Genomic DNA, 12,373 nt, shown 5'->3' with positions numbered 1-12,373 from the left:
CTCGGCGGCGGGACCGCGCGGCAACGATATGGTTCGATCACCGGCATGGGCCGGCGCGGACGACAAGATTGCGACGCCCATAACCGCCGCGCGAACGTATACGGTCAAGGCAGCGACAATCTCCAGCTTCCACCGGTTTTCGTGGCTTTGACACCCAGAAGCAATCCGAGTGTTTCTGGATGCAAGGCAATCGGCTCGATCGCAACCGAGCCTGATACGCGTTGCCCGCGCGCCGATGGGTCGACCGTGAAGTCGAGCCCCGACGCCTGCGAGAGCCGCGCCGCCACAGTGATCAGACTTGTATCGCGAAAGGTGAGCTGGCCAGACAGCCATTCGCCATCATTCGGCAATGACCGGCGCACCGAAATCGTGTCGCGCTTCTTTACAAGCCTCTGTCCCTTGCGGACGTCGACGGCTTCCGCCGCAGGGTTCAAAACGACCGCGCCTTCCGAAACGCGAAGATCAAGGCCGAGCGGCGTCTTGCCGATTTCAAACACCGTGCCGATGTCCTGAAGCCGGTCGTCGCCGACCTCGACGATAAACGGCGCATCGGGATCGTGCTCAACCGAAAACAATGCACGGCCCTCGTCCAGCCTTGCGAAACGGGGGTCGTTGCGGTCCAGGTTTATCGTCGATCCGCCGGCAAGTTGAACGACCGATCCCGAAGGCAGATTGACGGTCCGGACAACGCCTGGCTTGGTCGCGAAAGAGTACAGCACGCGGTCGGTCTGCGACATGGGCCACATCGTGAGGCCGATCACGGCGACGCCGATCGATGCAGCCACAACCATGGCAAGAACGCCTCGGCGTGTGTCGCGGCGCGGCGGAGAATAGCTCTCTTGAACATCGTCGTTTGCCGGTGCCGCCGCACCGACCAGCCTGGCTGCGCGGTCGATTGAAAAGCAGATTTCGTCATAGGCGCGCCCATGCCGCGGATCGAGTTCGAGCCAATCGGTAAAACTGTCCCATGCTTCGAACTCCGGATCCTGCGTTTGCAAGGCCCAGGTCATGGCAATTTCGTCAATTTCCCTGTCGTCAGACATTATCTGTCTCCATATGGGCTATAGACGGAATCGTTCGGGTTACGCCTTGTCACGTCGGACCCTCCATTCGTGAACTGCCCGATAAGCGGAGCGCAGGTCGCTTTCCACCGTGCTCACGCTGACCCCGAGTTGGATGGCAACCGACTTCTGCGACAGGCCATCAATGCGATGGAGGCGAAAGACCGTGCTGGCACGCGGGCCCAGGCGGTCTAGGACCGCCAAGATTCGCGTCGCCTCGTCACGCCACTGGAGCTTGCTTTCCTCGCTCGGCATGGTTTCGAGGATGGTCGTCGAGTGCCAGTCTGTGTCGCGCTTCTTGGCTGTCTGGTCGGCGCGGTAACGATCGATCATCAACCGGTTTGCAATACGGTAAAGGTAGGCGATCGGAGCGCCAACCGGTCCGATGCTAGCCTCTTTCACACGAACCCAGATTTCCTGGACGAGATCCTCCGGATCATCAGCGCCGCGAGCCCGCAAAAATCGAATTATCCGAGTCCGATTTTCTAAAAAGACCACCTCTAGTCCGGATTTGTGGTCGGGTTGATCCATAATCGAGCAGCTGACATTTCAGGATTCTCGCTGCCGCTAACGATCTGCGACCAAGCGTAGCGCAAGCGTCGCTAATATCACATCATGAGAACGCGATTCAAACCCCTTCATCAAAAATTTTAGCGTTACTCTGCTGGAGGATGTACCCCGAGCTTGAGCGGCTCAACTTCTGCTTTGCGCCCAATTCCGGACATTCGAGGAATTGCCAGGCAAGCCCAAGAGCCGACATTGGAAGTATCTCGAAAGCACGGACAGGTTTAGCTATTCTCCAGCTAATGCCAGGCATGTCTGATTGCCCCCCGTCCAGCGGAGGACATCGACATCTTCACATCCTTGAAATTCTGGGAATTCCTTCAAGGGTAAGCTCCAACCGGCCTCGACCGGCGGATACAACTTTCACGCCGAACTCCCGCTCTTGCAGCCGGCGTTTGAGCAAAAGCAGGCGCGTCTCGAGGTTGTCCTTGAAGTCCGGAAGCCTCAAATCGGGCGCGAGGCGGATTTCCCGGTTGGTGAAGTCGCGCCGTCCCTCCTCGGCAGCCTTTTCAAGCATATAAAGTAGGAGCCGCCCGGCAACGCCCTTGATGGCGTACTCATTCGCGATGAAAATGCTGCCGTCATAATCATAGAACGCGATGTCGAGGGCGCGTTCTGGCAGCGCCGGGGCGAGCGAAACCGCTACGCCTTGCTCCTCGTCCCCGTGGAGCTCGTGCCGCAAGCCAGAGGCCGCGTGATTTGCGAGCGTTTCAAGAACCGAGCAACATGGCATGTCGAAGGCGTATCGCCGGGACGATTCCAGGAACAGCACGCCGGTGACCTCGTCACTAGAAATCAAAGGCACGGCGACCTGGCTGATGGCACCGTTGAAGCGCGGAAATGCAATTTCCCGCAAGCTTGCTTCGCTATGAGTGTGGGAAACCACCGCATGAGACAATCGGTGGATGCGGCTGATATCACTGATCCGCGTCGTCTCCCGGTTGGCGGCAGCCTGGCCAATCAATCCATCACCCGCAACAACTTCCGACCCGACCCCCGAGGTTTGGTAACCGAGGCTCCCCATCACGACCAGAACCTTGCGCTTCTGTTCGACCAGAAGAATCATAGCGCGATCAGCTTGCGCAAGTGTTGCGGCAACTTCCAGCAACCGATCGAGGAACTCCTCGGTGCCTTGCGCCATGGCAAGGACGCGGGACTTTTCGGCAAGGAGGGCAACCGGGATCTGTGAAGCGTCTGACGCGTTCGTGCCTGCCTCACATGCGCGCACTTCCAGAACTTCGAAGACTTCGAGGGCGCGCAACCGCATGATGTCCGCCATGCCCACCTGCGCACTATGCGCGGTCAAATCGCGCTCGACCCGATCGAACAGCGGGCCGCGATCGTCCGAACGCCGCCAGACGATGTCGAGTGCGTATTGCCGACCAGTGCGACCGTCGACAATCATAAGCGCCGCGACAGGATTGGAGCGGATATTGGCCGCTGTCTTGGAAAGGAACTGGTTGGTCAGGGCAATGTGCCGGTCGTCGACCATGACGACCTGCGAGAGATAAGAGATGTTGGGCACGCCTTCGGCAGACCGCGTCGCGATGATTGAAGGTACCACACCTGCAAAGCAGGCCTCGAGCTGGGAAAGCGGGATCGTCATACCTTCACGCCTGCTCGCGGCCCCGGCGTCTGGACATACATCTCCTTGATCTTGAATTGAACGGTCATGGGACAATCGCTGTCGAGCCAGATTGCCACATGGTCTGGGTCGATGCCGGTCACCGGCAGGTTTGTTGCGACGAGTTTATGGTAGGCGGTGTTGGCAGAAAGGTCGTCTTCGTCCGGAATCACGACATGAGCCACACCTTTGAACTGGTAAGTCATGTAGTCTGTCGGTCGCGAACAGGTTAGCGCTGCCACGCCTCCACCCTGCAGATGGTCGGCAATCCTTGGCCAGTGTGAACTGGAATACACGACCCTCAGCAACCCGGCTTCTGCATCCACTACCCGCGCACCAACGCCGCGCGCTATCGCCAGCTCTCCTCCGTCGTCGCAGGTTCCGATAACCATCATGATCCCGCTCTGGATAAATTCGATGAGCTGCTCGTCCACGAAGTCTCCAGTGCGCACTTAGGTTTTTTTTAGTACCGCGAGCCGCTGCTTAGCAGCCATTTAGGAAGCGCCCGGACGCATCCCCTCCTAATCCTTCAACACGTTCTAGTGGAGTTGGAAATGAACCTCAATTGCAACCTTGATGGCCCGAAGGTCGCTGTTATCGGAGCAGGACCGGGCGGCATCGTCGCCGCGCGCTGGCTTCTTCGCCACGGCTGCTACCCTACGGTATTCGAAGCCTCGGCCTCGCTCGGCGGACAGTGGAACGGCGAGTGCCGCACCAGCGCCACGTGGCCAAGCTTACGAACCAACACCAGCCGCGAATTCAGCCGGTTTTCCGACCTCAGCCATGCAGAGGAAGTCCCGCTTTATCCTCGCCGCGACGACATGCTTCAGTACCTCGACCGCTATTGCGACCGGTTCGGGCTGCATGTGTTCATGCGGGTTTCTACCGCCGTGCGCAGCATTTGCAAAGAAGGCGCTCAGTGGACAGTCACCAGCGTAACCGGAGAAGGCGACCGACGCGAGACCTTTGATTGGGTGGTGATTGCATCCGGCCACGAAGCGCGTCCACAGGTCCCCGAAGTCGAAGGCCTTGGTAGTTTCTCAGGCGGACTTGGCGTCATACACAGCGCGCAATATCGCGGCGCTGATCGGTATCGCGGGCGCAGCGTGCTCGTCGCCGGCTGTTCGGTCAGTGCGTTGGAAATCGCTTCCGATCTTGCCTGGAACGAGGCTCGCGAGGTGATCTCATGCTATCGCCGCCAACGTTACGTGCTGCCCAAATTGGCTGCGGGTATCCCAATGGAAGCCCTGTTGATGACCCGCGCGGCCGCATTTTCCGGCGAAAGGCTGCCGCTGGAGGTCATGGCGCAGACATTGTCTGGTGTGATCGACGGATTGGCGGGATCGCCTGAACGCTATGGTGCCCGCAAGTCCGACCTCGATGTGATGCGTGCCGGGATTACGCAATCACAAGGGTTCCTCCCCGCGGTTGCAGAAGGGCGCATCGCGGTCGCACCATGGATCGAGTCCGTCACCGATGACCGCGTAACCTTTGCGGACGGGACAAGTCGCCGAGTGGACGGCATTGTGCTGGGAACCGGCTTTCGCCCTGATCTGCGTATGCTCGATCCGGCACTGGCCCAATCGATCCTTGCAGACGACGGTGGCCTGGACCTTTGTGGTGCCACGTTCCACCCGGCCGCGCCGGGCTTGGCCTGTCTGGGCCTCTATAATCTGGTCGGGCCGAAGTTACCGGTGCTGGAGTTGCAGGCGCGGTGGATTTCCCGTGTGATCGCGGGGGAAGTTGGTCTCCCTTCCGACTGTGAAATGACCGTCGGGATCGCGCAAGCGAAGGAGCAGCGCTTGATGGGCGCGGAACCGATGATGAACGCCACCGCGATATCGTTCGCGCGTCGGGCGGGGCTAGAACCCGACCTCCACCAATTTCCTAAGTTGGCCCGAGCTTTGCTGTTCGGCCCAATGGTTCCCGAGAGTTTCCGCCTGCAAGGGCCTGATGCCCTTGCAGAAGCCCCAGCCCGCGTGGCTGCGCTGGCAAAGGATATTTGCGGACTTGAGAGTGGCACCTTCACGCCTGAGGAAGTGGCCCAGCTCGATGCTCTTGGAGAAGCCTCTCTTCTTTAACGGAAAAATGACCAGGCAGGAAAAACTGGCGGCGCGAATGGCGTTCACCTGATCGCCAGTCTGGCTGGGTTGGCGCTGGTCATGACGGTCGGTCCGACCCCTCCACAAGGTGAGCTCCAGAGCAACTTTCAGATTTCACAGACTTCGGCCAGCTCGCCGGCAATCGCCCCGAATTCGGCCACAAGAGGCGCAACGCCCAGCCGCTATCTCTTGATCTGACGAACGGAGACTCGAATGAAGCTGCACCTTCTTTTCGCTGGGCCCAGCGCAACAGCGCCCAATGTCGGCACCGCGCGCAACAAGGTCGGACGGCCGCTCGCCCTCGCTAGAACCGGATTTAGCGGGACCCGGACCAGCCGTATCGCGGTCGAGCATGGCGGAAACGTCGATTGGCTCCACTCACTTACTGCCTGTGTCGGCTATGGATGGATGAAAATTTATAACTTCTTCCACCACAGGGGCGGCGACCGCGATGCCGAGCGGCACATATTGTGCAAACGCGTTCGGATACCATGCCGATTATATGGCGAACAGCGAAGCGGCGATTTCGCGGAGTTGCGGTGTCGCGAGTGTCGCCCGACACCTATGACAAGGCGGCGCATGCGGCGGTCGATTTCTTCGAGCGCCGCTAGAAAACAGGAAAGGAATAACATGCAAAACCGGACATTCCTTGCTGCGGTGGTCGCTGCGGCCATGGCCACGGCGGTCGCAGCCGAGATACCTCTGAGCTTTTCGGGGAGCGGCCATGTTGTGGTGCCGGTCCGGATAAACGGCGGCGACCAGCATCTATTCGTGTTCGATACAGGGGCCGAGGGATCGGCGGTTTATTCGCGCTTCTCCAGCGAAGCAAAGCTTGAATCAGCCGGACGGGAGGAAGTCGTGGGTCAGACCGGCGCCGCTTCCTTGCCACTCCGTCGCATCGCGCGGCTTGAGGTGGACGGCAGGACGTTTGGGCCTGTCGTTGCGAGCGAATTGCCTGACCGTCCCGATGGTGCGGTGATGGCGGGGATCATAGGGCTGGACATCATGGGACGCTATCTTGTCGATTTTGATCTGTCCGCCGCTCGTCTGTCTCTGCTCGACGGGGTCGAAGCCGAACAGCTGATCGCATCGCAAGGAGAGCCGGTATCCGCCCGCATCCTTACCGGTGGTCTGCTTGCCGTTCCCGTGAAGGTCAATGGGGTGGCCGGCTGGGGCATTATCGACACAGGCGCGCGCGAGTCCCGCATCAACACAAAGTTTGCCAATCTGGCGAAAGTGAAGAATGATGACGCCCGTGCCGCTATTATGGTGCAGGGGGCCACGAACACATCTTCATCGCTGCGCCCAGGCCGGACCCGGACAATACGGCTGCTAGGCCAGGAACTTAGCGATGCGCCGATTCGTATCGCTGATCTTCCCGTATTTGACGCGTTTGGTCTTGGGGATGAGCCAGCGATGATCATCGGTGCCGACTATCTCGGGCACTACCGGCTGTTGATCGACTTCCCGACCCGCCGTGTGTGGTGGCAATAAAGCTCGCTGCAGGGCTCGTACAGAAGATCGCATGCACGCTGGGATATATGTCCGCTTATCTCGCAGCTCGTCCAATTCCCGGCGGTCCCCAATCGACACATATTCCGCCTGCCGCGCCCGATACCGCGCGCATGCGGCACAGTGCGTCTAATGTCTCGTTCAACGCCTACTCGAAACGATCCTCGATGATGGTCGCCAGCGTCTTCAGCGTCGCGCCCGAACGCACCACGCCCTTCGCCGCGTGCGATGCGACGAGTGCCCCTGCTTCGTGTTTGGCACGTTCCGCGGCGTCGTCGCGTTTCGAGTCGCGTTACGCGAGAAAGTCGTCAATCGTGGGAAGCTCAGCGTCGCTCATCCCGGCAACGATATGGTTCGATCACCGGCTTCAGCGACTGAGCGCCTGCACCAGACGAGCTGGTGGCAACGCCGGGTGTCGGGAAGGATCTTCGGCTTCCGGGGGTCAAATCGGCGGAGGCGAATGACCGAGATTGGGCGCAAAGCAGACGCTCCATGGTTGGCGTTGAACTAGGGGCATGGATGGGGGTTTTCACTCTTATGCGCTAACGAATCACGTTCAGAATCAACTAGTTAATCGATATTTTCGGTTCTCACCCTGTCCGCCAGCGACCTTTTACTATGCTTGAATACACTCGATCGCTTCGCGGATTGTGAGGTCGCCTTCGATGATTTCAAACGTCGAATTTTTCACGCCTGTCGCTGTGCTGACGATCGCGAGGGTTTTGGCGACGTCCGCGCGCGTGATCTGCGCATCCTTGGCTTCTAGGTCGTGTCCTACGCGGATGTGCCCCCTTCCCTTCTCGTCGGTCAACGCCGCGGGACGGACGATGACGTAGGTGAGGCCGCTGCGTTCGAGATGGCGGTCTGCCGCCTGTTTCGCCTCTAGATACGATTTGAGCTCGTCGGGACCGTTTTCGGGCGTATCGGCCGACATCGAACTCAGCATGACGAACCTGTCGACGCCTTCGTTTACCGCGGCGTCGATAAGGTTGATCGCACCATCGCGGTCGACCGCTTCGACCGCCTTGCCGCCCGATCCGGCGGCGAAAATCACGACGTCCATGTTGGATAGGGGCTGTGCAAGCGTGTCCGGCGCGGTGACATCGGCGACGATTGCGCGGCCGCCCGCTTGCTCGACGCACGATATCTTGTCCTGCGAATGGACGAGTCCGGTCACCTCGTGTCCGGCTTCGACCAGATCGCTCACCAGCATGTTTCCGACCGCTCCGGCCGCACCTGCCACCAATATCTTCACATTCGCCTCCTGCATTGCACTTATGGTTTACAATGCATGGTTGGCGCGATGTGTCCGCACTTTATTCGGATCGAGGGCGGCTGGTGGTGGATCCTATGGGACCGGCGCTCCGCCTGCCGCCTGATACAGCCCGATCAGCGTCGTCAATCGATCTGCACGCAGCTGGACGAGCGACAGTTCGACACCGAGCAAGGCGCGCTGCGCATCGACCTGTTCGATATAGGGCGTGTAACCGGCGCGGTAGCGATTGCGGGCATGACGGAGCGCATCTGCCACGGCGGCGCGCTGCGCCGACAGCGCAACGTCCTGTTGATCGAGCCGCGAAAGGACGACCAGGCGATCCTCGACTTCGCGAAACGCATTGAGGACGGTCGAGCGATAGGCCCATGCGGCCTGGTCGCGCTGTGCGGTGGCTCCATCGAGCTGCGCTTCAAGCCGGCCGCCCTGGAAGATCGGGGCCAGCACACTCGCCCCCAGCGACCAGACCGAGATCGGGTTGGGGAGGAGGTCCGACAGGGCCAGTCCAGCGCTCGCACCCAGGTTGATCGATGGCAGGAACTGCGCGCGCGCCGCGCGCATCTGCGCATCCGAGGCCGCGATGCGATATTCGGCTGCGGCAATGTCTGGCCGCCGCCGGAGCAGCTGCGACGGAAGGATGACGGGCGCAGCGGTTTGCCTCAAATCGGCCAGCGTGCCGCCACGGCTGATCGCTTGCGGCAATTCGCCCGTAAGGACCGACAGCGCGTTCTCCTGACGCGCAATCTGCGCCTCGATCTGCGGCACCAGTTGCGCGGTTGCCTGATATTCGGCCTCTGCCTGGCGCAATTCTAGCTGCGAAGTATATCCGACCTCGGCCCGGTCGCGCGCGAATTTGAGCGCGTCACGCCGCGACTGCAGCGTCGCCTTGATTACATCGAGCCGCGCGTCGAGCGCCAGCAGCGTCACATAGCCGCTCGCGGTGGCCGCGGTGACCGACAGTCGCGTCGCTTCCCGGGCGGCCTCGCTGGCCGCCACGCCGGCTTCGGCGGCATCGATCCGGGCGCGGTTCTTGCCGAACAGATCGAGCTCATACGAGGCGCGGAAGGTGGGCTGCGCGACGATCGATTCCTGACCCTTGCCGAACGGCGATACCTCGCGGCGGACGCCGCCCTCGGCGCCTGCAGCCAGCGAGGGCAGTAACAGCGCCCGCGAACCGCGTTCGGTCGCGCGCGCTTCCTCGATCCGTGCCGCGGCAATCATGACATCCGGATTGTTGTTGCGCGCTCGCTCAACCAGGCGGGTCAGTTCCGGATCGCCGAATCCCTCCCACCATTGCGCCTCGACCGGAGCCGTTGCGGCGAGCTGCGTGCGCCATTCGAGCGGCGGTGCAACTGCAACACCCGCAGGAGCATCGGCCAAGGTCGGCGCACAACCCGCCAGGACAACAGCCGCCAAGCTGGTCGGAAGGAATGCTTTGCGCATCGTCGTCACTCCTTCACGTGCACGGTAGCGATGACCGACATTCCCGGCCCGAGGCGCTCGGCGGCCTTTTGCCCGGGGTCGAGCGTGATGCGCACCGCGATCCGTTGCGGCACCTTGACGAAATTGCCCGCTCCGGTGTCGGGTTTGACGAGGCTGAATTCGCTGCTCGCCGCGGGTGCGATGCTCTGGACGCGACCGGTCAGCTTGATGCCTCCCAGCGCGTCGACCTTGAGCGTCGCGCGCTGCCCGACGGCCATATTGGCGGCCTGCGCTTCCTTGAAATTCGCGACCACCCAAAGGTCGTCGGGGACGATATACATCAGCTGCGAGCCGGCACTGACAAGCTGACCTTCGCGCGCGGCGATCTCGCTCAACCGGCCATCGCGGGGAGCGCGAATTTCGGTCCGCGACAGCTCGAACTGGGCGAGACCCTGTGAAGCGTCGGCGCTTTTGACCTGTGCTTCAAGCGCGCCGCGCCCGACCTGGACCGAACGCACCTGCTCGACAGCGATGGCGCGTTGGGCCTGAGCCTGCCTGACGCCCGCCTGCGCCTGCTGAAGCGCCGCCCTCGCCTGATCGCGCTCGCGCAGCGACACCGACCCTTCACCGACCAGTTCGACAATCCGGTTCATGTCGGCCTGCGCTTTCTGCAAGCTGGCCCGCGCGCTGGCGACCGCGGCATCCTGCAGTTCGATCTGCGCCTGGGCCGAGCGCAAGCTCTGCTGGCTGTTGGCGAGGTTCGCCTGCTGGGCGGCGGTGTTCGCGGTTCCCTGCAAGACCTTTTCGCGGAACGGCGTGTCGTCGATCCGGGCGAGCAGGTCGCCCTTCTTGACGCGCTCGAAATCGGTCACCGGTACTTCGACAAGATAGCCTGCGACCTGCGGACTGATCACGGTGGTGCGGCCGCGGACATAGGCGTTGTTCGTCGTTTCGCCTCCGCCGTCGAACGGCGGCAGTCCCCAAGCGAACAACGCCGCCAGGACACCGACAATGATCAGCGTCGCGCCGATCGCGATACGGCGAGGCGAGCGATCGGGCGACCAGCCGGTGGCGCCCTCGTCGGATGCGGGAGCATCGTCGAGTTCGTTATCCTGGGGCGAGCCGGGGTCAATTTGGGGGTCGGTCATTGCTTGCTCCTTGCGAGCATGGCCTCGAGAAAGACCAGCTCCTTGGCGAGAGGGTTGTGTCCCCGGATGCGGTTGATCAACCACGGGATGAAGAGGACTGCGAAGGCGATCGTCGCCAGCGTCCCGATCAGGAAGAAGACATCGTTGAAGGCGAGCACGGCCGCCTCGCGACCGACCTCTTGCATGACGTTCGCGGATGCCGTTTGCTGCCGTAGGAGCGTGTCTCCCTGGATCGGCGCTACGCGCCGAACGGCGTTGCCGAGCGCGTCAACCAGTTGCGGATTGGCCAGCGTCAGCGTGTCCCCGGCGTCGATCAGATGCGTCTTGAGCCGGATTGTATGGAACGCCGACAGGATCGATATGCCGGCGAGTCCGCCGAGCGATTGGGAAAGCGAGAAAACGGCGATGAAGCTGATGACAAAGCTCGGTCCGGCGGCCAGCGCTCGCAACATCCCTTCCATCATCACCGGCCCCATGGCGAAGACGGCGGCAAAGGCGATCGCAGCCTGCGTCAAGTAAAGGTCCTGCGGGCGTGTCATCACGCCGGTTCGCGTGTCGGCAAATGCCGCTACGGCGATAACCAATATCGCGAACAGCACCGGTCGGGTCAGGTCTTTGGGATCGAGGCGAATGACCGACAGGACCATCCCGGCCAATGCCGCCCCCGCCAGAATGAAAAAATAGCCGGTCAGCTGTTCGTTGCCATATCCCAGTGCGCTGAACATCCCGCTCGCGCCAAAGCCCTGTTCGCCAACGAGTATGCGGACTGTCGCCCCGATCAGCGCCAGCGAGAGGATCGCCCGGCTCGACAACCAGCTGAGGTCGAGCATCGGGTTCTTGCGATGGGCTTCGATCAGGAACGAGCCGCCGAGGCCGATCACGGCGAGCGCGAGCGCGAGGCCGAGCCACGGCGTGTCCCACCACTGGATCCGTCCCTGGATCAGGAACGCGCAGAGTGACCCGACACCGACCACGAACAGCGTGATGCTCGGCAGGTCGAGCTTTTCGAACGTCTTTTGACGAATGCCCGGCGGTAGGCGCAGCAGGTAAACCGCTCCCAGAGCGAGCAGCGATAGGGCGAACTGGAACTGGAAAACCTTGCTCATATCGCCGTCGACAAGCAGTGCGGGGGAAATTGCGCGTGTCAGCGGGAAGGCGACCTGGACCAGACCAAGCGAGATGACCAACCCGCCGACGCGGATCGCCGCGGGCAGTCCCTGCATGAGGTAGTAGAGCGACAGAGCTGACAGGCCGCTCGCGACGATCCCAGCGACCGCGCGCGCGCCGAGCTCGGGATAATATCCTGGTTCGAGCATCTGGACGAAATTTGCCAGGACAAGACCGAGCATCGCCCAGCGGACGAACGGCTGGATCCCGAATTCCTGGCGGACACGAAACAACAGCATGCTCATGCACGCGTAGGTTGAATAGAAGGCCACGGTAAGCCAGCCCGTTTCGACCGGGGTCAACGCCATTTTTGCCTGCACCGCCGCAGCGTTGGCGAGCAGGAAGCCGTTTTGCGCTCCACCGACCAGGCCGAGGAACACGCCGATCAGCAGATAGGCCACGCGTCGGCGCGCCGGGTGATCGGGATTGGCCGGTGAGCCGGGGAGGATCGGCATCTCGTGAGGCTTGAACCGGTAGCCTCCCATATCATCGATCAATGG

At 61.6% G+C, this 12,373-nt stretch carries 10 protein-coding genes; 2 read left to right on the top strand and 8 right to left on the bottom strand.

The features are described from left to right. Nucleotides 1-104 precede the first annotated feature (104 nt). The 4 genes from FSZ31_RS09565 to FSZ31_RS09550 form a co-directional block, all read right to left on the bottom strand. Complete coding sequence (locus FSZ31_RS09565) at nt 105-1,043, bottom strand: FecR family protein (RefSeq protein WP_147123111.1); 939 nt, start codon at nt 1,041-1,043, stop codon at nt 105-107. Between the two features lie 39 nt (nt 1,044-1,082). Beyond that, nucleotides 1,083-1,592: an RNA polymerase sigma factor gene (locus tag FSZ31_RS09560; RefSeq protein ID WP_147123110.1), complete on the bottom strand. Its 510-nt coding sequence runs from the start codon at nt 1,590-1,592 to the stop codon at nt 1,083-1,085. A 325-nt stretch (nt 1,593-1,917) separates the two neighbouring features. Beyond that, nucleotides 1,918-3,231: a GAF domain-containing protein gene (locus FSZ31_RS09555; protein ID WP_147123109.1), complete on the bottom strand. Its 1,314-nt coding sequence runs from the start codon at nt 3,229-3,231 to the stop codon at nt 1,918-1,920. After that, complete coding sequence (locus FSZ31_RS09550) at nt 3,228-3,683, bottom strand: hypothetical protein (RefSeq protein WP_147123108.1); 456 nt, start codon at nt 3,681-3,683, stop codon at nt 3,228-3,230. Before FSZ31_RS09550 ends, FSZ31_RS09555 begins: the two co-directional genes overlap by 4 nt. A 120-nt stretch (nt 3,684-3,803) precedes the next feature. Here FSZ31_RS09550 and FSZ31_RS09545 point away from each other — a divergent pair, with 120 nt between their 5' ends. Both FSZ31_RS09545 and FSZ31_RS09540 read left to right on the top strand, forming a co-directional pair. Beyond that, nucleotides 3,804-5,330 (top strand): flavin-containing monooxygenase, encoded by a 1,527-nt coding sequence (locus FSZ31_RS09545; RefSeq protein ID WP_147123107.1) that lies wholly within the window; start codon nt 3,804-3,806, stop codon nt 5,328-5,330. A gap of 234 nt (nt 5,331-5,564) precedes the next feature. Continuing rightward, on the top strand, nt 5,565-6,845 hold the full coding sequence (locus tag FSZ31_RS09540) for a retroviral-like aspartic protease family protein (RefSeq protein WP_147123106.1): 1,281 nt from the start codon (nt 5,565-5,567) through the stop codon (nt 6,843-6,845). Between the two features lie 634 nt (nt 6,846-7,479). Here the strand turns inward: FSZ31_RS09540 and FSZ31_RS09535 are convergent. From FSZ31_RS09535 to FSZ31_RS09520, 4 genes are all read right to left on the bottom strand, one after another. Further along, entirely contained in the window at nt 7,480-8,118 is a 639-nt protein-coding gene (locus tag FSZ31_RS09535; protein WP_161595994.1) for an SDR family oxidoreductase, read from the bottom strand. A 93-nt stretch (nt 8,119-8,211) separates the two neighbouring features. Continuing rightward, complete coding sequence (locus tag FSZ31_RS09530) at nt 8,212-9,579, bottom strand: efflux transporter outer membrane subunit (protein ID WP_147123104.1); 1,368 nt, start codon at nt 9,577-9,579, stop codon at nt 8,212-8,214. 5 nt (nt 9,580-9,584) lie between these two features. After that, the gene (locus tag FSZ31_RS09525) at nt 9,585-10,706 is read right to left on the bottom strand and encodes an HlyD family secretion protein (protein ID WP_147123103.1); all 1,122 of its coding nucleotides are present in this window, start codon (nt 10,704-10,706) and stop codon (nt 9,585-9,587) included. After that, the gene (locus FSZ31_RS09520) at nt 10,703-12,370 is read right to left on the bottom strand and encodes an MFS transporter (protein ID WP_236643746.1); all 1,668 of its coding nucleotides are present in this window, start codon (nt 12,368-12,370) and stop codon (nt 10,703-10,705) included. Before FSZ31_RS09520 ends, FSZ31_RS09525 begins: the two co-directional genes overlap by 4 nt. Between the last annotated feature and the right edge of the window lie 3 nt (nt 12,371-12,373).

This window comes from Flavisphingopyxis soli, from assembly GCF_007995095.1.
Taxonomy (GTDB): Bacteria; Pseudomonadota; Alphaproteobacteria; order Sphingomonadales; family Sphingomonadaceae; genus Flavisphingopyxis; species Flavisphingopyxis soli.
Note: the sequence above shows the minus strand (reverse complement) of the source record. Positions and strands in the feature narration are given on the sequence as shown.

Bases quoted from the DNA above. Each gene is read 5' to 3' on its own strand.
- FSZ31_RS09565 (WP_147123111.1), bottom strand. From the start codon at position 1,043: ATGTCTGACGACAGGGAAATTGACGAAATTGCCATGACCTGGGCCTTG.
- FSZ31_RS09560 (WP_147123110.1), bottom strand. From the start codon at position 1,592: ATGGATCAACCCGACCACAAATCCGGACTAGAGGTGGTCTTTTTAGAA.
- FSZ31_RS09555 (WP_147123109.1), bottom strand. From the start codon at position 3,231: ATGACGATCCCGCTTTCCCAGCTCGAGGCCTGCTTTGCAGGTGTGGTA.
- FSZ31_RS09545 (WP_147123107.1), top strand. From the start codon at position 3,804: ATGAACCTCAATTGCAACCTTGATGGCCCGAAGGTCGCTGTTATCGGA.
- FSZ31_RS09540 (WP_147123106.1), top strand. From the start codon at position 5,565: ATGAAGCTGCACCTTCTTTTCGCTGGGCCCAGCGCAACAGCGCCCAAT.
- FSZ31_RS09530 (WP_147123104.1), bottom strand. From the start codon at position 9,579: ATGCGCAAAGCATTCCTTCCGACCAGCTTGGCGGCTGTTGTCCTGGCG.
- FSZ31_RS09525 (WP_147123103.1), bottom strand. From the start codon at position 10,706: ATGACCGACCCCCAAATTGACCCCGGCTCGCCCCAGGATAACGAACTC.